This window comes from Maribellus sp. CM-23, from assembly GCF_021354595.1.
Taxonomy (GTDB): Bacteria; Bacteroidota; Bacteroidia; order Bacteroidales; family Prolixibacteraceae; genus Draconibacterium.
The window spans coordinates 765,718-788,910 of the sequence record NZ_JADWYJ010000001.1 but is presented as its reverse complement, the minus strand read 5'-3'; the positions used below and the strand labels follow the sequence as shown (position 1 = coordinate 788,910).

Sequence of the window (23,193 nt, the reverse complement as noted above, 5' to 3'; positions counted from 1 at the left end):
GTGGAAAATCTGGTAGCCATATTGGGAGCAGGCGAAAGTGGGGTTGGAGCAGCCATCCTCGCGCAAAAGAAGGGATTTGCCGTTTTTGTTTCCGACCTCGGAAAGATAAAGGAGAAATATCAGAAAGTACTTTCTGATTATGCGATTGAATTTGAAGCAGGCCAGCATACAGAGGATAAAATTCTGAATGCAGAGTTGGTGGTAAAAAGCCCGGGGATACCCGAAACTGCACCGCTGATTGTAAAACTCAGGGAAAAAGGAATTCCGGTTGTTTCGGAAATCGAATTTGCAGGCAGGTACACCGATGCAAAAACCATTTGTATTACGGGCAGCAACGGGAAAACTACCACAACGCTGCTTACTTACCATATTTTGCAGAAAGCCGGGTTGAATGTGGGCCTTGCCGGAAATGTGGGAAAAAGTTTTGCCTGGCAGGTGGCCGAAGAAGAGCACGATGTGTATGTGATCGAACTCAGCAGTTTTCAGCTCGACGGTATGTACGACTTCCGTGCCGACGTAGCGGTTTTGCTGAACATTACACCCGATCACCTCGATCGTTACGGCTATCAAATGCAGAACTACGTGGATTCGAAATTCAGAATCCTTCAAAACCAAACAAGCGACGATTATTTCATCTATTGCGACGACGATGAAGTGATCAAACAAGAAATAGAAAAAAGAGAAATAGCTTCTGTTCAGGTTCCTTTTGGGTTGGGAGCGGCCAGCGTGCCGGGAGCAGGAGTACAAGAGAAACGGATAATTATCAACTTAAAACAAAACCAATTCAGTATGTCTATTCTGGATTTATCATTACAAGGGAAACACAACATTTACAACAGCATGGCTGCGGGCATTGCCAGCATGGTGTTTCAAATTCGCAACGAACAGTTAAGAGAAAGCCTGTCCGATTTTAAAGGAGTGGAACACCGTCTGGAGCATTTCCTGAAAGTTCACGGCATCGAGTTCGTGAACGATTCAAAGGCTACCAATGTCAACTCGTCGTGGTATGCGTTGGAAAGCATGCACAAGCCGGTGGTTTGGATTGCCGGAGGTGTTGACAAAGGCAACGATTATTCAATTCTGAAGGGATTGGTAACCGACAAGGTAAAAGCCATTGTTTGTTTGGGAAAAAATAACGCAAAAATCAAAGAAGCTTTTGGTGATTGTGTGGCCGACATCGTAGAAACCGGCAGCATGGAAGAAGCTGTGCGCGCTGCTTACTACCTGGCTCGTAACGGGGATACTGTTTTGCTTTCGCCCGCATGTGCGAGTTTTGATTTGTTTGAGAATTACGAAGACCGCGGTAATCAGTTTAAAAAACAGGTAAGAAATTTATAATGAACGTTTCCTTTTGGAAAATATTCAAAGGCGACCGTGTTATCTGGGCTGTGCTGATTTTATTGTCGCTTCTTTCGCTGCTGATTGTTTACAGTGCGACAGGGGCATTGGCATACCGTGTAGCTTCAGGAAAAACCTGGATCTACCTGGTTCGGCACATGGGGTTTTTGGTTGCCGGCTTTGGCGTGATGTTGTTGATGGTAAATGTGTTGCCGGTAAAGATTTATTCAATGGCAGCCAACCTGATGCTGTATTTTAGTATTGCCCTGCTGGTGCTGGCGGTTGGGCTTAAATTCACGCATATTATTCCGGGAAGTGGACGAACGCTTCCTTTGGGGCCCTTGTCGTTTCAGCCGGCTGAAGTAGCCAAAATTTCACTCATCATGTATGCTGCGAAAGTGCTGGGTAAAAAGCAAAAAACAAAGCGGGATCTTTTTCTGGCATTCCGGGGAATTATTATTCCTGCAGGAATTGTGTGTTTCCTGATCTCCTTATCCGATTTCTCTACATCGGCACTGCTTTTTGCAGCCATCATGACCATGATGTTCATTGGGCGTATTCCTTTAAAATATATGTTTTTGGTGGTAGTGGCCGGAATTGGTTTTGTGGCGTTGATGTATTTTGGTGCCAGTATTATGGACGAGCCGCCCGCTCGTATTGCGACCATTAAAGGCCGTATCGACCGCTTTATTCACGGCGATCCAAATTCAAACCACGGAATTACCCAGGCCGATTATGCGAAGTTGGCTATTTATTCCGGAGGATTCTTTGGGAAAGGTCCCGGACAGTCGGATGTAAGTAACTTTATGGCGGCGGCCTACAACGACTTTATTTTTGCCATTATCGTAGAAGAATACGGTTTGTTTATCGGTATCGGGGTGATCTTTTTGTACCTGATCTTCTTTTTCAGGGGAGTGACGATTGTCCGAAGGGCCAACCGTACTTTTCCCGCATTTTTGGTGGTAGGGCTAACGATGATACTGGTTTACCAGGCCATGATAAATATTGGGGTGTCAAGCGGTACCCTGCCGGTTACGGGGCAGCCCCTGCCGTGGGTAAGTTACGGTGGAACCGCCTTGTTGTTTACAGCCATTTCGTTCGGGTGTATTTTAAGCGTGAGTTACCAAAACCAGGTGGACCACGAAGCGGTGGATCAGCCGGTGATGATTAAAGCGCCGGACGAAGATTATGAAATTGAAAAAAGCGAATGAAACAAAAGATAAACAGAGTCATATTAAGCGGAGGAGGAACCGGGGGACATATTTTCCCGGCCCTGGCCATTGCCAATGAAATACGGCGCCGGAATCCGGAGGCCGAAATTTTGTTTGTAGGCGCTTTGGGGCGCATGGAGATGGAGAAAGTTCCCGCGGCCGGTTACAAAATTATTGGGTTACCGGTGATGGGATTTCCGCGCAAGCCCAGCTTAAAAATGATCACCTTTTTCAGAAAGCTGATGCAAAGTGCTTCGATGGCCCGCAAAATAGTAAAAGATTTTAAACCCGAAGTGGCGATTGGTGTGGGAGGCTATGCCAGTGGTCCGCTTTTGAGGGCTGCTGCGAAATTTAAGATTCCAACGCTGATTCAGGAACAGAATTCTTACGCGGGGATCACCAACAAGCTACTGAGCAAAAAAGTGAAAAGTATTTGCGTGGCCTACGATAAAATGGAGCGCTTTTTCCCGAAAGAGAAGATCGTGTTTACCGGAAATCCCGTGCGCGAGAACCTCATTCAAAAAATAGACAAACAAGAGGCCCTGCAATATTTTGGGCTGAATGAAACCGATAAAGTAATACTCATTGTTGGCGGTAGCCTTGGGGCTCGCTCGGTCAACAATGCAGTACTCAAAAATATAAAGTCGATCGCGGACAATGATTGTAAAATAATTTGGCAAACCGGAGCGATTTATTACGACAGAATTGAAGAAGAATTAAGAACTTCGAAGCCTGAAAATTTACAGGTGCATAAGTTTATTTCGCGAATGGATTTGGCTTATGCAGTGGCCGACCTGGTAATTTCGAGAGCCGGTGCAGGTACGATCTCGGAGCTTTGTTTGGTAGGAAAGGCATCGGTGTTGGTGCCATCGCCCAATGTGGCAGAAGATCATCAGACAAAAAATGCTCTGGCTTTGGTTGAAAAAGAAGCCGCTTTAATGTTGCGCGACGATGAAATAGACATCCGTTTGTTTCCGCTTGCTTTCGAAGTGGTAAACGACGATGAAAAATGCTCCCGCCTGTCCGAGAAAATTAAGGAACTGGCCAGACCGGAAGCCACGAAAACAATAGTTGATGAAGTAGAAAAGTTGTTAAAATGAAGAGCATCGAGAAGATAAAGAATGTGTATTTCCTCGGAATCGGGGGAATTGGGATGAGCGCTCTTGCCCGGTATTTTAAATACACCGGTAAGAATGTGGCGGGCTACGACCGCACGCAAACCGCACTCACCGATACATTGCAGGAAGAGGGGATTGATGTGCACTTTGAAGACGATATCCGGAATATTCCGTCGAAGTGGAACCCGGCAGAAACCATTGCGGTTTACACTCCGGCCTTGCCCGACGAGCACAAAGAACTGAACTGGTTTAAAAGCCAGCCCATTGGTTTATTCAAACGGGCCAAAGTGCTGGGTTTAATTGCCAACGAAAAGAGTGCGATTGCCGTGGCAGGTACACACGGAAAAACCACCACGAGTACGATGGTAGCCAATATTTTGAACAAAACCCCGGAAGGCTGTGGCGCTTTTCTGGGCGGCATTTCAAAAAACTTTGGAAGTAACCTGGTGTTGCCTAAAGAAGAATCGCCTTGGATTGTGGCCGAAGCCGACGAGTTCGACCGTTCGTTTTTGCATTTGCAGCCTTTGCTGGCACTGGTGACCTCGGTAGATGCCGATCACCTGGATATTTACGGCGACAAGGCGCGGATTGTTGAATCGTTCGAAAAGTTTATTTCCCAGATTCGGGAAGAAGGAAAGCTGGTCATTAAAAAAGGAGTGGAGTTGGATACTTCCAAAACAAAGGCACAGGTATTCACCTATTCATTAAAAGACGATACCGATTTTGCTGCATTGAATCTGAAACTGGATGAGATAAGCGGGACCTACGGTTTTGACCTGAAGACACCGGATGGAATTATTGCCAATTGCAAAATGGAATATCCCGGGTTGGTAAACGTGGAGAATGCTATTGGGGCAGCTTCGCTGGCCTGGCTGGCTGGAGTAGGTGCCAACGAACTAAAAGCCGGAATTCAGGATTACCATGGAGTGGCCCGTCGTTTTGATGTACGATTTCGCTCCGAAAAAAAGATTTACATCGACGATTATGCCCATCATCCCGAAGAGTTGAAGGCCTTTATTTCGTCGGTGAAAGCGCTTTATCCCGGCAAAAAAGTAACCGGTATTTTTCAGCCGCACCTTTATTCACGTACCCGTGATTTTGCTGCTGAATTTGCCACCAGCCTCGATCTGCTGGATCATGCTGTTTTACTGCCGCTTTATCCGGCAAGGGAAGAACCCATCAAAGGAGTTTCTTCTGAAATTATTTTTGATAAAATGGCGCTGGAGGCCAAGCAGCTGGTGGAGAAAACAGAACTGGAAGGGCTGCTGAGAAACGATCAGAATGAAATAATCCTGACGATGGGGGCAGGAGACATTGACAGAATGGTAAAACCAATTGTGGAACTTTTACAACAGGAACAAGGTGTTTAAAAGACTTTGGAAAATAGGAGGTGCTTTGCTGGTGGTGTTGTTCATGATAATAACACTGGCTTTCACGTCTATGAAATACTCCGGAGTTCTGTGTAAAACTGTCCGTGTTGAGTATGAATCCGATGACAAGATCACGCTGAACAAAGAGGTGATCCGGCGGGTGGTTAAGAAAACGGACAAGGACATTGTTGGAAAGACCTTTGATCAGATTGATGCCGAGAAACTGGAGGCTGCTGTTGAAAAACAGGCCGCTGTTTTTAAAGCGGAAGTTTACAAAACGGTAGCCAAAGACAGCTCGTCGTTCTCCGGAATACTGACCGTTCGGGTGAAGCACCGCGAACCGGTAGTACGGGTGATTACGAGTACCAGCTCGTATTACCTGGATGAGTATGCACATCGTTTCCCGGTGTCGTCCACCTATCCGGCGCAGGTGTTGGTGGCCACCGGAAGCATCGATACTACCTACGCAAAAGAACAATTGCTGCCATGTGTGCTGTTTATCACCGGCGATGAGTTCTGGAATGCGCAGATTGAACAGGTGCACGTGGAGCCCAATGGCGACATTGTATTGACGCCGTTGATGGGCGATCATTTAATAGAGTTGGGAGCTCCTGATAATTTTCAGGAAAAATTCCGGAACATGAAGGCTTTTTACAAACAGGTACTGGCCAATAGAAACTGGAACAAATACGAGTCGATTAGTTTAAAATATAAGAATCAGGTGATTGCTAAAAGAAGGTAATTATGGCTTCAAAACAGAATTTTTCGGTGGTTGTTGACCTGGGCACGTCAAAAATGGTGGCGCTGGCCGGAAAACTAACGGAGCTGGGTAAAATGGAAATACTGGGCACAGCTCAAATATCCTCGAAAGGAATAAAACGGGGGGTGATTGTAAACATTGAGGAGGCTGCCGAGGCGCTCGGTGATTTGCTTGACCTGCTCGAAAATCAGCTGGACGAAAAGCCGGAGCAGGTGCACGTTGCATTTGCCGGATCTAAAATGCAAACCATCGATTACCGCGCTACCTCGCTTACTTCGGGCGAAGGCTTTGTGACTGCCCCCGATGTTCAGCGCCTGCTCGACGAAGCCGAAAGAGTGGAGATTCAGCAGGATTACAAAGTGGTGCAGGTGATTCCTACTTCGTACATTATCGACGACGAACACGAAGTGGAAAAACCGGTGGGTAGTACCGGGCGGAAGATTGAAGCCCACTTTAAGCTGGTGGTAATGCCCACACAATACGTAAACAACCTGAAGCTAGTTTTTGACAAAGCGGGGTTTGAATTGGGCGAAATCGTTCATGCTTCGCTGGCTGTTTCGGAAGCAGTATTAAGTTCTGAAGAAAAAGAGGTGGGCGTAATTGTGATGGATTTTGGCGCCGGCACTACGAATATTGCGGTTTTTCAGGACAACGTTTTAAAACACACTGCGGTAGTTCCTTTTGGCGGACAGGTAGTGACAAACGACATAAAAGAAGGATGCTCGATCTTTTTGAAAAAGGCCGAGCTGCTAAAAGTAAAATACGGACAGGCAATGGGCGATTTTGCCGACGAGCAGAAAGTGGTAACCATAGCCGGTGAAAACGGCTGGGAACCGCGCGATATTTCCTTTAAAAGCCTGGCTTATATTATTCAGGCCCGCCTGGAAGAGATCATTGAGTGCGTGAATATTCAGATTGAAAAATCGGGGATCGAAAACAACCTCGGATCGGGAATTGTTATAACCGGAGGCACGGCAAAACTCGACAACATGATATCGCTGGTGAAATTCAAAACCGCCATGGACGCCCGGAATGCCCATCCCGTTATTCACCCGGTAAACCGCAAGGAAGAATTTCGCAATCCTGAACTTTTTACCGCACTGGGGACTTTAAAATTAATGCTGAGTTCAACCGGAACCGGAACCGTTACCGAACGGGTGCAGGTAAAAAGCAGCAAGAAAAAGGAACGCCGTTTTGGGCCGCTCTTCAAAGATGTAGTACAGGGGGCGCTCAATCTTTTTGATACCGATGGTTCAGATGCAGAATTAAATTAAAAAATCACAATATGGCCGAAGAATTCGTAAACTTTCAATTTCCAAAAGCAACCTCTTCCATTATTAAGGTGATAGGTGCGGGAGGGGCTGGCTGCAATGCGGTCAATCACATGTACGAAGAAGGCATTAGAGGGGTTGACTACATTATTTGCAATACCGATGCGCAGGCGTTGGAAAACAGTCCGGTACCCGTAAAAATACAGTTGGGTGTTACGCTTACTGAAGGACGGGGAGCGGGAAATAAGCCAGAGATGGGCGAAGAAGCAGCCCGTGAAAACTATGAAGACCTGAAAAAGGTTCTGCAGGATAATACCAAGATGCTGTTTATCGCTGCCGGAATGGGCGGTGGCACCGGAACAGGTGCAGCACCCGTTATTGCTGCGCTGGCACGTGAGCTGGATATTCTCACCATTGCGGTGGTAACCATTCCTTCGCCCGCCGAAGGACGCAAACGCTACGACCAGGCGCAGGAAGGCATCAAAAAGTTAAAAGAATCTGTCGACAGTATGCTGGTGATTAGCAACGACCGGCTACACAATATTTACGGCGATCTGCCAGCAAGCAAAGCCTTTAAAATGGCTGACAACATCATTGCTACGGCGGTGAAGGGAGTTGCCGAGATCATCACGGTTCACGGAAATGTAAACATCGATTATACTGATGTGCATACTGTAATGCACAAAAGTGACGTTTTCATTATGGGAACCGGTTTTGCAACCGGCGAAGGACGTGCGATGGATGCGGTACAGGCTGCTTTGGAGTCGCCGCTGCTTGACAGCAACGATATTTTCGGGACCAAAAATATTCTGCTAAACATTATTTCCGGAAGCGAGGAAGTAAGAATTGGAGAGATCGGTGAAATTATTGAAGCGCTGCAGGAAAAAGCAGGACAGGAGGCGGATATTATCTGGGGGAACGGATACGACGACCGTTTGGGAGACAAAATCAGCGTAACCATTTTGGCTACGGGTTTTGTGACCAACCCGAACCGAGTGTTGCAGCCCGCACAGGAAACCCAAAAGTTTGACCTGGAAGAAGAAGAAAAAGCCAACGAAGGCTTTGTGAGTTTCGACTTTAGTAACCGCGAAGAGGAAGAAGAGGAAACCGTTGACTATGCGCCGGAACCTGAAGAAACCATTATCATCAGGCCTCCGAAACAGGAATACGACAGAAAAAAAGAAAAGAAAGCCAAGCGAGAGAAGAAGGATAAAAGTACAAGGGATGAGCCGGTGGCTGAATCGAACGTAGATAACTGGTTCTTTAAGAACTTTGGTTTGAGCAAGTTTTTTGAAGAGGATGACCAATCGATGGATTAATACCACTTAACCCTTTTAATGACTGGAAAATGGAAAAACTGGCAAATTTTAATCTAAAGGAAGAACCGGGAACGGTAATAAAAATAGTGGGAGTTGGAGGAGGCGGAGGAAATGCCGTTAATCACATGCACGAGCATGGAATCCGTGATGTAGGTTATATGATTTGCAACACCGATGCCCAGGCGATGGAAAACAGCCCGATCCGGTTAAAAGTACAGCTGGGTGCCACCCTTACCGAAGGACGAGGTGCCGGGAATAAACCGGAAATGGGACGGCAGGCTGCCATCGAAAACATTGAGGATGTAAAAAAGGCGCTGGAGAAAGATACCAAGATGGTATTTATTACCGCCGGAATGGGCGGCGGTACCGGTACCGGAGCTGCGCCGGTAATTGCACAGGCCTGTCACGAAAAGGGATACCTTACAGTGGCCATTGTTACCATCCCTTTCCGAAACGAGGGAAGAAGAAGAATCAAGCAGGCCTACGAGGGCATCAAGGAACTGGAAAAATATGTGGATTCGCTGTTGGTGATCAACAACGAACGCATTCGCGAAATGTACGGCGACTTTGGCATATCCGAAGCCTTTCTGAGAGCCGACAATATATTATCGACTGCCGCCAAAGGCATTGCTGAAATTATTACGGTGCCCGGCTATATCAACGTCGATTTTGCCGATGTGGAAACCGTGATGCGCAAAAGCGGGATGGCGGTAATGGGAACTGGTGTCGCAGTGGGCGATAACCGGGCGGAAGAAGCAGTGGAACAGGCATTGAATTCACCCTTGTTAAACAATAACGATATTCGCGGAGCACGGAATGTGTTGATTCAAATTACCTCAGGCGAACGGGAAGTTACGATGGCCGAAGTGGGCCGTATTACAGATTACGTTCAAAACAAGGCCGGTTTTGATGCCGACCTGATTTGGGGAAACGGCATTGATGAAAGCCTCGATGAAGAACTTTCGGTGACAGTGATTGCCACCGGCTTTCCGAGCAGCATTCTTTCCGGAATACACGAAAACAGTCCGCAAAAGGAAAGAGTGTATCTTTCGGACGATGTAAGCACCGGAGGCGACCATTCTGCAAGTCATGCCAAACAGGCACAAGGGCATTCGGCCGGTCAGAAAACCTTTGAATTCGATATCCGGAAGGAACGGGAGATCGAAGACATGGAATTTGAAAACCTGTATCCCACTACCAGCCGTAAACGTAGTACTCCGGAGAAAGAGCTTGACCTGTCCGATTATTCAACGCTAAGCGAGGAAGATATGGATGACCTGGATAAGATTCCGGCCTACCGCCGGCGCCAGATTCGGATGAACGACCCAAAGTTTCAGAAAAAGCCGTCGAAGTATTCGGTGAACCGGAACAACCAGATTTCAGACCGTAATAGTTATTTACACGATAAAGTAGACTAAAAAACAAACGTTATGTCATTATTCGATCAAATCAACAACGATATCAAGGAGGCGATGAAAGCACGCGAGAAGGAAAAGCTGGAAGCCATCCGCGGAATCAAGAAAGTAATGCTGGAAGCCAAATCTGCCAAAGGTGCCGGAGCCGAACTGAGCGACGAGGAAGCTTTGCAGATCATTTCCAAACTGGCCAAACAGGGGAGCGATGCAGCTGCCATATTTAAGGAGCAGGGCAGGGAAGACCTGTACGAACAGGAAATGGCGCAGGTAGCTGTTTATGAACAGTATTTACCTGCAAAAATGTCGGACGAAGAATTAAGCGCTGTCGTGAAAGCCATTGTGGAAGAAGTGGGGGCCACTTCGATGAAAGACATGGGAAAAGTAATGGGAATTGCTTCCAAAAAACTGGCTGGTCAGGCCGACGGCAAAGATATTTCAGCAAAAGTAAAAGAGCTTTTAAGCTAACAGCCGTAATAATCCATACAGAACTATAGGTAAAATAGAAAAAGAAAAGGCTGGTAACCACCAGCCTTTTTTATTTTAGAAATCGTCGTCGTCTCCTTCGTCGTCACCACCATCATCATCGTCGTCATCGTCATCATCCGGAATATCCTCATCATCGTTTAACTTGTCGGCGATGTGATCCAGTTCAGAGTACTTGTCTTCGTATTCCTGTTTTACTTCATCCTTCAGGAATCCTTCATCATCGTAATCATCGTCCTCGTCAACCAGTGCAACGGCTTCGTTTTCCGTCATCCTTAACATGTAGTACTTGTCCTCGGTTTCGAACGGAAGAACGGTAATTTTTTGCCCGTTTTTGTCAAAAAAATGGATAAGGTTGTCGGCGAAGCCATCGGCATAAATCAGCTTGATTTGTTGTTGTAATTCTTTGTCAAGCTTGTTATAATCTTTTATTACTCTGGGTTTGCTAATTGTCATTTTTGTAGCCCGTTAAGTTATTGTTTACTAAATATTTCATAACACAGACGCCGGAGCATCCCCTCATTGAATTCGTACAATAAACTGTCATTTTTCTTCGACAAATAAATATCCTTAATCCGACATTTGCAATAGTACTTACCTATTTTTTTTGAATTCGTGGAAAGTTTAGTTAAAACTTACTGATATATAAAAGTTTACTTGGTGCGTTTTATTCGGCGGAAGATACAGTTGGTGTCGGAACACCACTTGCACTGGTAGCCTTTTTGCGTAAGACCGCTGCCAATTCCGATAATCCCGCTAACCGACTTGATGGGATGCATGAGCGATGAGGCGGAAAGAGTAACACCGCAAAAGTTGTTGGGAAGAAGGGAGAAAAGCTTCTGTTGCTCGCTCACACTCCAGTTGCAGTACCCGGGCGAGTAACGGTCCGAAATGTTCATGCCTTCCTGTTTTACCTCATGATTCAATTTCATTTGAATGTTATCCATGGCTTTTTCTACGGTTACCGATCCCAGCACGTCAAAAATATAGGCCAGCACCGGGTCATTTTTTGTTGTTTTAGCTGCATGGTTTGAAATACCTTCACCTGCAGTGCAAACAAAAAGGGCTGCAGCGCTTGATTTTCGTAGTTGGGTAGTAACAATTTTCGACGGATGAAAAAGCTCATTTTCCAGCTTCAGTGTTTCATTTAGGAGATTTACTTCAATGCTTTCAAACCGTTTGAAGCCACCGCTGATGTTAAAAAGTTGGGGAGCCTTACTAAGCGCATATGCAATCATCTCAGGAAAAGGTTCAGGAAGGTCTTCCTCAAACCCCATCAAATCGTAAAGGTCGGCGGGGATTACGCCCAATTCTTCAAATTGATATGTAAACGCGCGGATCATAATTTAAATGAGAGAGCGAAAGATACAATAAAGATGCGAGCGCGAACAAAAAAGGGGAAATGTTGAACACTTCCCCTTTTGCTTATATGCAATTTTGCTTAGCCTTCGGTAATGACAATCTTTTCAATTACATCTCCTCCACGGATGGCATCGATCACTTCCAAACCTTCAAACACTTTTCCAAAACAAGTGTGATGACGGTCGAGGTGTTGGGTGTTTTCGCGGTTATGGCAAATGAAAAACTGCGAGCCACCGGTATTTCTTCCGGCATGAGCCATCGAAAGTACACCGCGGTCGTGGTACTGATTGTTCCCGTCCAGTTCGCATTTGATGGTATAACCCGGGCCACCGGCACCGGTTCCGTCAGGGCAACCTCCCTGAATTACGAAATTGGGAATTACCCGGTGAAAGGTAAGACCATCGTAAAAACCTGATTCCGACAAATTGATAAAATTCGAAACGGTTCCCGGGGCATCTTCTTCGAAAAACTTAACTTTCATTACCCCTTTCTCGGTATGAATTTCTGCTATTTTCATATTACTTAAATATTGTTTGTTTTTTATGGTACGTCAAATGTTTGATGAAATTTGCATGTCCGTCGTCTAACGGATAATCAGCTGTTGATCTGAGCTGCTTGTCATGCTTGTCTCATATTAATCAACTTTAATCCAATACAAATGTAGAAAAAGTTGCCGGATTTCTCGGAACTGCGAATAATTGCGTCTGTTGGCTTAGGTATAGATCGTTACAGTATGAATTGGGATCGGTTGGGAGTTGAGGTAAAAGAAAGAAGGAGACTCATCAGTCTCCTTCTCAAATGTTAACCCCCAAACACACAATATGGGATGAATCCCAAATGCTCTGCAAAGTTAACTAAAATAGAAAGAGGGTAGAAATGACATATGTCATTGTCCTGTTATGTTGTGTTCTGACTTGCAAAAGTATGTTGTACAAAACATCGTGGAAAGCGCGACCTGGCATATTTTCGCCGAAATATTTTAACTTTATGACTTCTAAATCGACTTTAAATGAAACTTGAAAAAAGAATACTACTGTTTGTTTTCTTGCTTTCTGTGGCGGTAAATGTCAATGCCCAGTATCCACCAGTTGAAACCAAACTCGATAAAAAAATTATGGCATTTCTGGAAGACAATGCTACCAACTGGAGAGATATGAATGTGCCGATTTCGGACGGAAAGGCTTTGTACGACATCATTTTAAAGAATGGCTACACCAAAGCCGTGGAGATCGGAACTTCTACGGGGCATTCGGCTATATGGATTGCATGGGCCCTTAGTAAAACGGGAGGAAAACTGGTGACCATTGAAATCGACACCAAACGGTATCTCGAAGCAAAGGCCAATTTCAAAAAAGCCGGTGTTTCCAAATACATTGACGCGCGGTTGGCCGATGCACATGAGCTGGTCCCGAAGTTGGAAGGCGAATACGACTTTGTTTTCAGCGACGCCGATAAATACTGGTACAAGAACTATTTCGTGGCGATGGATCCGAAGCTGAAGGTGGGCGGATGTTTTACCGCGCATAATACAGCTATGAGAGCCAACGGTATTCGCGAGTTCCTGGAGTACGTTGAAAGCCTGAGTAATTATAAAACAACTTTCGCCGAAGAAAGCCGGGAGGGAATTTCGATCAGCTACAAAAAGGCGTCAAAATAAAAGCCATTGTCGGACTCAAATCAGCAACTTGAACGAAAATTAGGCCTGTTTCCGGTCACAAATATCGTGGTCGCAAACATTATCGGAGCCGGAATTTTTACCACCACCGGTTACATTATGGATTTTCTGGGAAACCCCTGGATGATGATCATTTTATGGTGTGTGGGCGGTGTGATCTCGTTTTGCGGGGCGCTGGCTTTTGGAGAATTGGGGGCAGCCTATCCCGAGGCCGGCGGTGAGTACGTTTTTATTTCGAAATTGTTTAGCCCGCTGCTGGGCTTTTTAAGCGGATGGTTATCTCTGCTGGTTGCGTTTTCCGCTCCCATTGCGGCATCCGCCATCGGTTTCAGCAAATACCTAACCTGGGCCTTTCCTGGGTTTCAGAACGAATTAATGCTGAACGGAGTAATTACTCCCGAAACTTTCAGCAGTGTTTTAGCCATCTTGTTAATCCTTGGTTTTAGTTTGATTCATTCTTTGGGAGTTGTTTTCGGAGCGCGCATTCAAAATGTGTTGACCGTTTTTAAGGTTTTGCTTTTGATTGGACTGATTGTGGCCGGTTTTGCTTTTGGTGAAGGGAGTTTTACGCATTTCCGGTCATCATCGCTTATGCGTTTTGATTTTGCCAATTGGAAGGAAATTGGGTTAGCGCTGGTTTTTGTTATGTTTGCCTACAGTGGTTGGAATTCGGCCACCTACATTGGTTCTGAGATTAGAAATCCGCGAAAAGTTATTCTTCGTTCACTTTTAATTTCAACGCTGATTGTAACGGTGTTATATGTCTTGCTGAATTTGTTTTTTGTGTACGCCATTCCTCCGGGGCAGATGGTGGGAGAAACCGAAATTGGCGGGCTGGCAGCCGGTAACGCATTTGGCCCGGTGGCGGAGAAAATCATTTCTTTGCTAATTGCCTTTGCGCTGTTTTCTTCGCTAAGTGCCTTTATTATTCTGGGGCCCCGGGTGTATTTCCAGATGGCGCGTGATGGCTATTTTTTCAAAAGCATTGCTGTCATTCATCCGAAAAGAAAAGTGCCGGTTAACGCCCTTTACCTGCAGGCTGTTATTGCCATTGTGCTGGTTTTGTCGGGCACCTTCGAACAGATACTGGTATACATGGGCTTTGCATTGGGTATCTTTCCCGTGTTGGCCGTGGCAGGAGTTTTTGTTTTGCGAAAAAGGGAAAAGAGTGTTTTACCATTGTGGGGATATCCTTGGGTGCACCTCATTTTTATCATAACCGGCATTGCAATGTTGGTGCTGGCATATTGTCAGCGGCCTGTTGAATCGTCGGTTGCCATCCTGACCGTACTTTCCGGAATACCGGTGTTTTATTGGTTCAATGCCCGAAAGAAGAAGCTCAAAAATTGATTACATCTCTTTGAGCATGTGGTCGATGCTTTCCTTTGTTTTTGCTTGTAGCTCTTTGTAATCAGCAAGAATAAGAGGTGTTCCGTATTGAATCTCGACGTGAGTTACAGGCTTGCTTATCTGTCGGAAGAAATGTCCCAAAAATGTGTCGTCGCCCACCCAGGCATCTTCCCTGTCTTTGTATTGAATGGCCATCGGAATAACCGGGATTCCGGTTTCAGCGGCTATTTTAAAACTGCCGTTTTTGAAGGTTTTGGTTAACGGTCCTTTGTAGGTAGTGCCTTCGGGAAACAAGGTAACCGGAATTCCCTGGGAAACCGATTCTTTTATTTTTTTCATGGTATTGATCAGACTGCTGGTATTGTTGCGGTCCACCAAAATGGAATTCGAAACGGTCATGGCCAGTTTTCCCAGCGGCCATTTGGCAATTTCTGCTTTCCCTACCATGGCCGAGGGCGTTAACCCGGCAATAATGAAAATATCGAGGTAGCTGCGATGGTTCGACATTAAAATAAAGTTGCTGTCGTCGGGGAAGGCTTTTTTATCGAGCCGGATGCCACAAATCCAGGTAAGCGATTTGCCCCAGTTACCCATGGTCCACCGCTGAACCTTTCGGCTGAACCCGGAAATTTTCATCCAAACCAAAGCAATGGTCGAAAAAAAGAGGGTGGATAGCAACACCAGTAGCAAGCGGATAAGCGCCAACGGGCTTAATAAAATTATTCGAAGTATTTTCATCTTAAAAAAGTCTGTATTTGATAACAGATTTCACGTTCACAAATATGCTAAAAGAATTTTTATCGGTTCGCGTAATTTTCTGTTACTTTATTATGTAAATTTCCACTTCAATCTGTTTTTACAATCACTTGAGATTCCTATTTTTATACTTCGCAAAACAAAACCTTTAACAAATTATATTATGAGTAAAGAAAATTTTTCGAGAAGGAGGTTTATTGGCACTACCGCCGTTGGATTGGCCGGTATTACTATTTTGCCTTCTTTGAGTTCTTGTGCAACAAAAGCAGTGGCGGAGGAGGGGATTCGCCTGGGAATTATTGGCCTGGGACGACAAGCCATGTTTCTGCTGAATGGTTTTCTCCAGATTGCCGGTGTTAAAGTGGTGGCTGGCTGCGACGTTTACGGCCGCAAACGTACCCGTTTTGAAAACAAGGTGAATGAGTTTTATGCTTCGAAGCAGCAAAACGTGGAAGTAAAATCGTACGAACGTTTTACCGACCTGCTGGCGCGCGAAGACATTGATGCCGTTGTTATTGCGGTACCTGACCACTGGCATGCACTTATTGCCATTGCAGCATGTAATGCAGGGAAAGATGTTTACCTGGAAAAACCGATGACCTTCACTATTAAAGAAGGGCAGGAGTTAATCAAGGCAGTACGCGGAAACAACCGTATTCTCGGAATCGGAAGTCAGCAAAGATCGGATCCAAACTTCCAGCATGCCGTAAAATTGGTGCAAAGCGGAGCCATTGGCAAAATTGAAAAAGTAAACGCTTATGTTGGTGCTCCTCCAACGCCTTATAATTTGCCGGAAGAAACCGTGCCGGAAGATCTGAACTGGGATCTGTGGTTAGGGCCTCTGCGCGGAGATATTCACTTTAACAAGGAATTGAATCCGCCTATTTCGCTCAATCCTCCAAAAGATGAAGAGTTCTGGGGCGGATGGCGCTGGTACAAGGAAATGGGTGGTGGTTTCACTACCGACTGGGGCGCACACATGTTCGACATTGCTCAGTGGGGACTGGGAATGGATAACAACGGCCCGGTTAAAATTGCACCCATCGGCGACGGTTCAGAATTTATTCATTACGAATACGCCAATGGTGTGGTAATGACTTCTGAAACTTTTGACGAAGCAAAAACCAAAGGTGTGAAATTCTGGGGCGATAATGGCTGGATTGAAGTATCCCGCGGCCATTATAAAGCTTCGGATGATTCGTTGCTTCCAGCTGACAGCGGGCAAGCGGATGACGATACGCCGTATGAAACAAAAATTCCGCACCAGGTTAATTTTATTGAAGCGGTTAAAAAACGGATCGATCCGGTGGTGCCGGTGGAAATCGGACACAGTTCGTGCACCGTTTGTACGCTGGGTAATATTGCCTGCGACCTGGGACGCGAAATTATCTGGGATCCAAAAGCACAGTCGTTTGGAAACGATGAGGCTGCGGTGGCATACATGCAGTACCAATACCGTGAACCCTGGAAATTATAAGATACGATCGGATAAAAAAAGAAGGGCAGTCTTTTCAGATTGCCCTTCTTTTGTGAGGTTCCTGGCGGATTCGAACCGCCGTACGCGGTTTTGCAGACCGCTGCCTAGCCACTCGGCCAAGGAACCATTTTTGAGTTGCTTCCTAGTCCCGAGTACTCGGGACCAAGGAACCTTGTTCGTTTCGGTGTGCAAAAATATAAATTTTATTAGTTCCTGCAACAGGGAACGATAAATCGTGCTTATTTCCGCAATTTTTGCCAGTGTGAATTTACATGTGTGCCTTGTGCAACATATGCATTCTCTTGTATCGATTTTGGGTTCTTTCCCTCTTGCAACTCTCTCTTTCGTCCGCCGAAACACTTGTCGCGGCAGCCTCCTTCGCTCAAATTCTTCGTACTCAAAAACATGGTTGTAAAGGTTGAAATTTGTGTTTTCGAAAATACGAATTAAAAATTTGAAAAATTTGATAAATGTCAGGATTACATTGGTAATTAAATATTTGATAACATCCTTGTGATTGATTAACGTGGAAAGAGGATTGATTCGACTGATAGATTGAAGTAGATTGTGGGTTGAGTTTCCATTCTCGGTTATTGAAGGCATAAATGCATGAATGCTTTAATGCGTAAATGGGAAAATAAACTACAAGCTACTAGCTACAACGAACAAGTGACTGGTTATTCAACATTGGGTATTGAAAATTTTTTTATGACTTCAATAACTACGACTGCTGACTTAACCATATAAGGAGTAAACATCTCGAACATCTGCGCCTCCGCCTTCGCCTTTTTCTCCACCTTTCCCTATCTTTCCAGCGTTACACTTACCCGTTCCATTTCACCACCCATCGGCGGGTTCATTTTCGAAATTTTGATTTTTGCTTTTTCAATGGCCGAAAATTCAGCGTACAGCGCGTCAAGAATCCGGGTTGCAACGTTTTCGAGCAGTGCCGATTTTATTTGCATTTCTTTCTGAATGGTTTCGTATACCGCCTGGTAATTCAGTGCGTCGTCCAGATTATCACTTTCTCCGGCCTTGCTGCAATTTGCCTCAATCCGCGCATACACCTCAAAATTATTCCCAACGATCTGTTCTGCTGCAAAATGCCCGTGATAGGCATAAAACTTCATGCCCTCGATTTCAATAACTCCCATGTTTTTTAAATATGTGGGCACAAAAGTAATAAAATGAGAGGGTAGCCGCCTTTCTCACAAATCATTTTTTAATTTTGTAGGCTTTTAAATGAGGGGTTAATTCTAAAAATATGTCAGAAAATAACACAGCCAACAATACGGAAGCCAAAAAGAAGGCCAACTTTATAAACATGCAGATCGATGCTGATCTGGCAGCCGGGAAGAATGACAAGCGGGTTCATACGCGTTTTCCCCCGGAACCAAACGGTTATTTGCACATTGGTCACGCAAAGTCTATCTGCTTGAATTTTGGCCTTGCCCAGCAATACGGAGGTAAAACCAATCTGCGTTTCGACGATACCAATCCTTCGAAAGAAGAGACAGAATATGTTGAATCCATCATGGAAGACGTACACTGGCTGGGATTCGACTGGGAAAACCGCCTGTATTATGCTTCTGATTTTTTCCCGAAACTGCATGCTTTTGCGATCCAGTTGATCAAAGAAGGGAAAGCCTATGTGGATGATCAGGATGCAGAAACCATCAGTAGCCAGAAAGGTACTCCTCAGAAACCGGGGATGGAAAGTCCGCATCGTAATCGTTTGGTGGAAGAAAACCTGGATTTGTTTGAAAGGATGACAGCCGGCGAATTCAATGAAGGTGAAAAAGTGTTGCGGGCAAAAATTGATATGACTTCGCCCAACATGCACATGCGCGACCCGATTATTTACCGGATCATGAAAGCGCATCACCACCGCACCGGAGACAAGTGGTGTGTATACCCGATGTACGATTTTGCCCACGGGCAGTGTGACTATTGGGAAGGAATTACACATTCCATCTGTACGCTGGAATTTGAGGTGCACCGTCCCTTGTACGATTGGTTTATCGATCAGTTAAAAGATAGTGACTACCGTCCGCGCCAGATTGAATTTGCGCGTTTGAACCTGACTTACACCGTGATGAGCAAGCGTAAACTGCTCGAGCTGGTAAAAGACGGGCATGTAAGCGGTTGGGACGATCCGCGGATGCCCACCATTTCGGGTTTGCGCCGCCGTGGTTATACGCCCGAATCGATCCGGAATTTCTCGGATAAGATCGGAGTAACAAAAGTGGACGGAATGATCGATGTTTCGCTGCTCGAGTTCAGCGTGCGCGAACATTTAAATAAAACAGCACAGCGGGTAATGGGAGTGATCAACCCGCTGAAAGTAGTGATCACCAACTATCCGGAGGATCTGGTGGAAGAATTGGATGCGGTCAATAACCCGGAAGATGAAACCATGGGAATGCGTAAAGTGCCTTTTACAAGAGAGATTTACATCGAGCGCGATGATTTTATGGAAGATCCGCCACGTAAATTCTTCCGTCTCGGACCGGGCAGGGAAGTACGTTTGCGTTACGCTTATTTTGTGACTTGCACGGATGTGATCAAAGACGAAAACGGAGAAATCACGGAGTTGCATTGTACCTACGATCCGGCTTCAAAAGGCGGAAATTCACCCGACGGGCGTAAAGTAAAGGCAACGCTTCACTGGGTGTCGGCTACGCATGGTGTAAAATCAGAAGTACGTTTGTACGATCGTCTTTTTAACGATGAAGATCCCAATGGTCACAAGGACGTAGATTTCAAGGAATTTATGAATCCTGATTCGTTGAGCGTACTGAGCGATTGTTACCTGGAACCGTTTATTAAAGATTCGAAACCGCTGGACCATTTCCAGTTCGAACGACTCGGGTACTTTAATATGGACCCGGATTCGACTCCCGAAAAACCGGTGTTTAACCGAACAGTTGCATTAAGAGATTCGTGGGCAAAAGCCCAAGGCAAAGAATAAGTAGAAGGCGGGATCATTTCCCGCTTTTTTTGTGCTTTCTGGTTTCCGATCATTCCTTTTACCGACATATCCCCTTTGTTAACCGAATGTAAACTGCGCGGTGTGCAGGTGTTTCCTACCTTTAATCCCGAAATCATAAAACATCAACATCATGCAGGAGAAACCACACAACGACAACTCAAAAAAACTGCTGGCGGTATTTTTGATCGTATTCGGAATATTGTGGCTAATAAAACAGAGCGGGGCTTTTTCGATGTTCCCGTTTCATCATTTTCAGAATGTTTTTATCCCTTTTCAACTGACGGCCACTAAACTGGGGCATCTGATTTTCTCCTGGCCGGTGATACTGATCATTGTCGGGCTGGTGCTGATGGCTGGACGGCGTCCTGTCGGACTGGTACTTTTGGTAGTGGGAGGCATCTTTTTAATCCCCAAATTATTTTTCCCCGGAATTACAGTTTTCCTTTTATTACCGCTTATTCTGATCGGATTTGGGGTGGCAATTGTTGCCCGATTGTTATAATGTGTATATTAACCGACAATTATGCTTTGTTTACCGAATAGAGAGCAGGCATTAGAAGCAACGAACCTAATTTTGAATTTCTAAAATTCGATAGCAATGGAGAAAAGAGAATCATCGAATAAAAGAGTATATTTTGGCGTATTCATGATCGTTATTGGCGTATTGTGGATTATGGAACGACTCAACCTGATTCCTGATTTTTGGAATGATATTCTCATTTCCTGGCAAATGTTGCTGATAGGTATCGGGGTGTTCTCACTTATCGGAGGAAACAAAACAACCGGAACCGTATTGATCGTTATCGGTGGTTTTTTTCTTATGCCTGAAATGATGAGCATTCCGTATGAACTGAAACGAATTGGCTGGCCATTGCTGATTATTCTTATCGGTGTAGTTTTGCTGGTCACGCATTTTGGAAAACACAACACTCCGCGCGAACAACCAACCTTCGATCCCGGTAGAGCTTACGGAATTAACTACTTTGATGAATTTGTGATGTTTGGCGGAAGGGAAGTCTACATCGATTCAAAAAGTTTTGTCGGAGGAAAAACAACCTCTGTTTTTGGTGGTGCCGAATACGATCTTCGGCAGGCACAGCTTTCACCGAACGGTGCGGTTGTTGACTGCGTTTCCATATTCGGAGGATGCAGTTTTAAAGTTCCGCCCGACTGGACCATCAAAAATGAAGTTACGGCTGTTTTTGGTGCATTTACCGATAAACGGGGATCTTCCATTAATCATATTGTTTCCGATCCTTCAAAAACGCTGATCATAAAAGGATTTGCAGCGTTTGGTGGGGTGGAAGTAAAATACATGTAAAATGGACATCCGCCATCCGTTTATATCCAATCCAAAGCTCACCATCGCTTACGGACTGTTCTGGATACTTGTTTCTACGGTTCTGGTGCTGATTGCTACATTGGTAAACGGAGTTCCGCTTGGCAACTCTGTTGTTGAAACCTTTACATTTCTTATTCTTTACGCCCTGATTGGAGCGGCTATCTGGTACGTGATTAAGTTCAGTACACTCGAAGACAATAGCATTCTGCGGGTTATTCTGGCGCATCTGATCGCAGCTACCATCATCGTTTTTATCTGGATGTACATTGGAGTGGTAGTGGTAAAGGCCTTTCATCCCAATGCACGGCAGTGGCTCGATCATACGGTTTTAGGTCGCACGGTGGCCGGATATATTATGTACGTTGGCTTTGTGGTTTTTTTCTATGCTGTAAATTACTACTATGCCTTCAAGGAAAAATCGAAGAACGAAACACACCTGAAAGCTTTGGTAAAAGAGGCGGAATTACATGCTTTAAAATCGCAGATAAACCCGCACTTTTTGTTCAACAGTCTGAACAGTATCTCGTCGCTTACCATGACCGATCCCGCGCGGGCGCAGGAAATGGTGATCAACCTGTCGCAGCTGATGCGCTATTCGCTTAAACACGACCAGGATGAGAAGGTAACTTTTATGCGCGAACTCGAAAATAATAAGCTGTATCTCAGCATCGAAAAAGTGCGCTTTGGGAAAAAACTGAACCCGGTTTTTGCCATCGAAGAGGATTGTATGAAAGCCGAAATTCCGAACATGATTCTTCAGCCTTTGTACGAAAATGCAATAAAATACGGTGTTTACGAGGCCACCGAAACCATCGATGTAATTACCCACTGCCGCCTCAACGGAAACATGCTCGAAATTGTTATCAGCAATACCTACGATAAAAATGTGTTAAGCAAAAAAGGCGAGGGCATTGGTTTGCGTAACATTCGCGACCGGCTCCAGGTGATATATGGGAATCCGCATTTGTTAAGGATCGAGGACAACAACAACGAATTTACCGTAACTTTGAACATACCACAAAAACAGAAATAAAATGACCGAAAAATTGCGCACCATCATTGTGGAAGACGAAGAGCTGGCCCGCAACCTTATGAAGAATTTTTTGTCGGACATTGAATCCATTGAGATCATTGCCGAATGCGAAAACGGGTTTGAAGGGGTGAAAATGATCAATGAATTAAAGCCTGACCTTGTTTTCCTCGATATTCAAATGCCCAAAATTACAGGTTTTGAGATGCTTGAATTGCTCGAACATAAACCACAGATCATATTTGCCACCGCCTACGATCAGTATGCTTTAAAGGCTTTTGAGTACAATGCTGCCGACTACCTGCTGAAACCTTACTCAAAGGATCGTTTGGTGGAAGCTGTGGCAAAAGTGGAAGAGCGTATCCAGACAGAAGGGCGCGAATCGGACGTGGCCGAGAAGGTAAGTGATTTTCCGCGCGAAGGTTATCTCGACCGTGTGGTTGTGAAAGACCGTCATAAAATCCATATTGCGCCGGTGGATGCTATTCGTTACATCGAGTCGATGGATGATTACGTGATGATCTACACCACTGAAGGCCGCTGGATGAAGCAAAAAACCATGAAGTATTTCGAAACGTCGTTGAACCCCAATGATTTTGTGCGTATTCACCGTTCGTACATTGTAAAGGTGAACGAAATTTCCGAGATTCAGCAATACGAAAAAGAGTCGTATGTGGTCATTCTTCACGATAAAACCAAGCTGAAAGTCTCCAAAACAGGGTATAAAAACCTGAAAGATATTCTCAACTTCTAATCCCTTAGCCGACGGCTCGTCGTCTTGGGTGTTGCTGTGCGCTGCGGTCAGTATGGGCTGGCGGCTCACAGCCTGTGTAATTCTCTTCTTTTGTTGTGAGTTTTCAGTAAACTCTCGCCCTTTTAGCATTCGGGTGCTTTCCCCCTAAAACTTTTCCCTTCTGTCTCAGC

22 protein-coding genes and 1 tRNA gene are annotated in these 23,193 nt (G+C 45.2%); 17 read left to right on the top strand and 6 right to left on the bottom strand.

Annotation, left to right across the window (positions count from 1 at the left end):
* From murD to INQ51_RS03000, 9 genes are read left to right on the top strand one after another with little or no spacing between them, the layout of a single operon-like run.
* Positions 1-1,338: a UDP-N-acetylmuramoyl-L-alanine--D-glutamate ligase gene (gene murD / locus INQ51_RS03040; RefSeq protein WP_233376420.1), complete on the top strand. Its 1,338-nt coding sequence runs from the start codon at positions 1-3 to the stop codon at positions 1,336-1,338.
* A complete protein-coding gene (locus INQ51_RS03035; protein WP_233376419.1) occupies positions 1,338-2,549 on the top strand; it encodes an FtsW/RodA/SpoVE family cell cycle protein in 1,212 nt (403 codons plus the stop codon). Before murD ends, INQ51_RS03035 begins: the two co-directional genes overlap by 1 nt.
* Positions 2,546-3,649 carry an undecaprenyldiphospho-muramoylpentapeptide beta-N-acetylglucosaminyltransferase gene (gene murG, locus INQ51_RS03030; protein ID WP_233376418.1) on the top strand — a complete coding sequence of 368 codons (1,104 nt, stop codon included), beginning with the start codon at positions 2,546-2,548 and terminating at the stop codon, positions 3,647-3,649. The genes INQ51_RS03035 and murG overlap by 4 nt, the downstream gene beginning before the upstream one ends.
* Complete coding sequence (gene murC, locus INQ51_RS03025) at positions 3,646-5,037, top strand: UDP-N-acetylmuramate--L-alanine ligase (RefSeq protein WP_233376417.1); 1,392 nt, start codon at positions 3,646-3,648, stop codon at positions 5,035-5,037. The genes murG and murC overlap by 4 nt, the downstream gene beginning before the upstream one ends.
* Entirely contained in the window at positions 5,030-5,779 is a 750-nt protein-coding gene (locus tag INQ51_RS03020) for a cell division protein FtsQ/DivIB (RefSeq protein ID WP_233376416.1), read from the top strand. The genes murC and INQ51_RS03020 overlap by 8 nt, the downstream gene beginning before the upstream one ends.
* Before the next feature lie 2 nt (positions 5,780-5,781).
* The gene (ftsA, locus tag INQ51_RS03015) at positions 5,782-7,071 is read left to right on the top strand and encodes a cell division protein FtsA (RefSeq protein ID WP_233376415.1); all 1,290 of its coding nucleotides are present in this window, start codon (positions 5,782-5,784) and stop codon (positions 7,069-7,071) included.
* 11 nt (positions 7,072-7,082) lie between these two features.
* Positions 7,083-8,387 carry a cell division protein FtsZ gene (gene ftsZ / locus INQ51_RS03010; RefSeq protein WP_233376414.1) on the top strand — a complete coding sequence of 435 codons (1,305 nt, stop codon included), beginning with the start codon at positions 7,083-7,085 and terminating at the stop codon, positions 8,385-8,387.
* A gap of 29 nt (positions 8,388-8,416) precedes the next feature.
* Complete coding sequence (gene ftsZ / locus INQ51_RS03005) at positions 8,417-9,805, top strand: cell division protein FtsZ (RefSeq protein ID WP_233376413.1); 1,389 nt, start codon at positions 8,417-8,419, stop codon at positions 9,803-9,805.
* A 12-nt stretch (positions 9,806-9,817) separates the two neighbouring features.
* Positions 9,818-10,267 carry a GatB/YqeY domain-containing protein gene (locus INQ51_RS03000; RefSeq protein ID WP_233376412.1) on the top strand — a complete coding sequence of 150 codons (450 nt, stop codon included), beginning with the start codon at positions 9,818-9,820 and terminating at the stop codon, positions 10,265-10,267.
* Between the two features lie 75 nt (positions 10,268-10,342).
* Here INQ51_RS03000 and INQ51_RS02995 read toward each other — a convergent pair whose 3' ends face one another.
* From INQ51_RS02995 to INQ51_RS02985, 3 genes are all read right to left on the bottom strand, one after another.
* Positions 10,343-10,741, bottom strand: coding sequence for a hypothetical protein (locus tag INQ51_RS02995; protein ID WP_119438803.1), 399 nt, complete (start codon positions 10,739-10,741; stop codon positions 10,343-10,345).
* Positions 10,742-10,938: 197 nt separating this feature from the next.
* Positions 10,939-11,628: a vitamin B12 dependent-methionine synthase activation domain-containing protein gene (locus INQ51_RS02990; RefSeq protein WP_233376411.1), complete on the bottom strand. Its 690-nt coding sequence runs from the start codon at positions 11,626-11,628 to the stop codon at positions 10,939-10,941.
* A gap of 98 nt (positions 11,629-11,726) precedes the next feature.
* Positions 11,727-12,164: a peptidylprolyl isomerase gene (locus INQ51_RS02985; RefSeq protein WP_233376410.1), complete on the bottom strand. Its 438-nt coding sequence runs from the start codon at positions 12,162-12,164 to the stop codon at positions 11,727-11,729.
* A 492-nt stretch (positions 12,165-12,656) separates the two neighbouring features.
* Here INQ51_RS02985 and INQ51_RS02980 point away from each other — a divergent pair, with 492 nt between their 5' ends.
* Together INQ51_RS02980 and INQ51_RS02975 are read left to right on the top strand one after the other, a co-directional pair.
* A complete protein-coding gene (locus tag INQ51_RS02980) occupies positions 12,657-13,304 on the top strand; it encodes an O-methyltransferase (RefSeq protein ID WP_233376409.1) in 648 nt (215 codons plus the stop codon).
* A 6-nt stretch (positions 13,305-13,310) separates the two neighbouring features.
* Positions 13,311-14,672, top strand: a complete 1,362-nt coding sequence (locus INQ51_RS02975) for an APC family permease (protein ID WP_233376408.1) — start codon at positions 13,311-13,313, stop codon at positions 14,670-14,672.
* Here INQ51_RS02975 and INQ51_RS02970 read toward each other — a convergent pair whose 3' ends face one another.
* Positions 14,673-15,410, bottom strand: coding sequence for a lysophospholipid acyltransferase family protein (locus INQ51_RS02970; RefSeq protein WP_233376407.1), 738 nt, complete (start codon positions 15,408-15,410; stop codon positions 14,673-14,675).
* 181 nt (positions 15,411-15,591) lie between these two features.
* Here INQ51_RS02970 and INQ51_RS02965 point away from each other — a divergent pair, with 181 nt between their 5' ends.
* Complete coding sequence (locus INQ51_RS02965; protein WP_233376406.1) at positions 15,592-16,905, top strand: Gfo/Idh/MocA family protein; 1,314 nt, start codon at positions 15,592-15,594, stop codon at positions 16,903-16,905.
* A gap of 55 nt (positions 16,906-16,960) precedes the next feature.
* Here INQ51_RS02965 and INQ51_RS02960 read toward each other — a convergent pair.
* Together INQ51_RS02960 and folB are read right to left on the bottom strand one after the other, a co-directional pair.
* Positions 16,961-17,031 (bottom strand) — tRNA-Cys (locus INQ51_RS02960).
* A gap of 677 nt (positions 17,032-17,708) precedes the next feature.
* Positions 17,709-18,059: a dihydroneopterin aldolase gene (gene folB, locus INQ51_RS02955; RefSeq protein WP_233376405.1), complete on the bottom strand. Its 351-nt coding sequence runs from the start codon at positions 18,057-18,059 to the stop codon at positions 17,709-17,711.
* 110 nt (positions 18,060-18,169) lie between these two features.
* Here folB and INQ51_RS02950 point away from each other — a divergent pair, with 110 nt between their 5' ends.
* From INQ51_RS02950 to INQ51_RS02930, 5 genes are all read left to right on the top strand, one after another.
* Positions 18,170-19,876 carry a glutamine--tRNA ligase/YqeY domain fusion protein gene (locus INQ51_RS02950; RefSeq protein WP_233376404.1) on the top strand — a complete coding sequence of 569 codons (1,707 nt, stop codon included), beginning with the start codon at positions 18,170-18,172 and terminating at the stop codon, positions 19,874-19,876.
* A 151-nt stretch (positions 19,877-20,027) separates the two neighbouring features.
* Entirely contained in the window at positions 20,028-20,399 is a 372-nt protein-coding gene (locus INQ51_RS02945) for a LiaF transmembrane domain-containing protein (protein WP_233376403.1), read from the top strand.
* Positions 20,400-20,495: 96 nt separating this feature from the next.
* On the top strand, positions 20,496-21,218 hold the full coding sequence (locus INQ51_RS02940; protein ID WP_233376402.1) for a LiaF transmembrane domain-containing protein: 723 nt from the start codon (positions 20,496-20,498) through the stop codon (positions 21,216-21,218).
* Position 21,219: 1 nt separating this feature from the next.
* Complete coding sequence (locus INQ51_RS02935; protein WP_233376401.1) at positions 21,220-22,272, top strand: sensor histidine kinase; 1,053 nt, start codon at positions 21,220-21,222, stop codon at positions 22,270-22,272.
* A gap of 1 nt (position 22,273) precedes the next feature.
* Positions 22,274-23,023 carry a LytR/AlgR family response regulator transcription factor gene (locus INQ51_RS02930; protein WP_233376400.1) on the top strand — a complete coding sequence of 250 codons (750 nt, stop codon included), beginning with the start codon at positions 22,274-22,276 and terminating at the stop codon, positions 23,021-23,023.
* Positions 23,024-23,193: the final 170 nt, after the last annotated feature.

What these genes read in the sequence shown, in the direction of transcription:
- INQ51_RS03035 (WP_233376419.1), top strand. Translation starts at nt 1,338, where the DNA reads ATGAACGTTTCCTTTTGGAAAATATTCAAAGGCGACCGTGTTATCTGG.
- murG (WP_233376418.1), top strand. Translation starts at nt 2,546, where the DNA reads ATGAAACAAAAGATAAACAGAGTCATATTAAGCGGAGGAGGAACCGGG.
- murC (WP_233376417.1), top strand. Translation starts at nt 3,646, where the DNA reads ATGAAGAGCATCGAGAAGATAAAGAATGTGTATTTCCTCGGAATCGGG.
- ftsA (WP_233376415.1), top strand. Translation starts at nt 5,782, where the DNA reads ATGGCTTCAAAACAGAATTTTTCGGTGGTTGTTGACCTGGGCACGTCA.
- ftsZ (WP_233376414.1), top strand. Translation starts at nt 7,083, where the DNA reads ATGGCCGAAGAATTCGTAAACTTTCAATTTCCAAAAGCAACCTCTTCC.
- ftsZ (WP_233376413.1), top strand. Translation starts at nt 8,417, where the DNA reads ATGGAAAAACTGGCAAATTTTAATCTAAAGGAAGAACCGGGAACGGTA.
- INQ51_RS03000 (WP_233376412.1), top strand. Translation starts at nt 9,818, where the DNA reads ATGTCATTATTCGATCAAATCAACAACGATATCAAGGAGGCGATGAAA.
- INQ51_RS02995 (WP_119438803.1), bottom strand. Translation starts at nt 10,741, where the DNA reads ATGACAATTAGCAAACCCAGAGTAATAAAAGATTATAACAAGCTTGAC.
- INQ51_RS02990 (WP_233376411.1), bottom strand. Translation starts at nt 11,628, where the DNA reads ATGATCCGCGCGTTTACATATCAATTTGAAGAATTGGGCGTAATCCCC.
- INQ51_RS02985 (WP_233376410.1), bottom strand. Translation starts at nt 12,164, where the DNA reads ATGAAAATAGCAGAAATTCATACCGAGAAAGGGGTAATGAAAGTTAAG.
- INQ51_RS02980 (WP_233376409.1), top strand. Translation starts at nt 12,657, where the DNA reads ATGAAACTTGAAAAAAGAATACTACTGTTTGTTTTCTTGCTTTCTGTG.
- INQ51_RS02970 (WP_233376407.1), bottom strand. Translation starts at nt 15,410, where the DNA reads ATGAAAATACTTCGAATAATTTTATTAAGCCCGTTGGCGCTTATCCGC.
- INQ51_RS02965 (WP_233376406.1), top strand. Translation starts at nt 15,592, where the DNA reads ATGAGTAAAGAAAATTTTTCGAGAAGGAGGTTTATTGGCACTACCGCC.
- folB (WP_233376405.1), bottom strand. Translation starts at nt 18,059, where the DNA reads ATGGGAGTTATTGAAATCGAGGGCATGAAGTTTTATGCCTATCACGGG.
- INQ51_RS02950 (WP_233376404.1), top strand. Translation starts at nt 18,170, where the DNA reads ATGTCAGAAAATAACACAGCCAACAATACGGAAGCCAAAAAGAAGGCC.
- INQ51_RS02945 (WP_233376403.1), top strand. Translation starts at nt 20,028, where the DNA reads ATGCAGGAGAAACCACACAACGACAACTCAAAAAAACTGCTGGCGGTA.
- INQ51_RS02940 (WP_233376402.1), top strand. Translation starts at nt 20,496, where the DNA reads ATGGAGAAAAGAGAATCATCGAATAAAAGAGTATATTTTGGCGTATTC.
- INQ51_RS02935 (WP_233376401.1), top strand. Translation starts at nt 21,220, where the DNA reads ATGGACATCCGCCATCCGTTTATATCCAATCCAAAGCTCACCATCGCT.
- INQ51_RS02930 (WP_233376400.1), top strand. Translation starts at nt 22,274, where the DNA reads ATGACCGAAAAATTGCGCACCATCATTGTGGAAGACGAAGAGCTGGCC.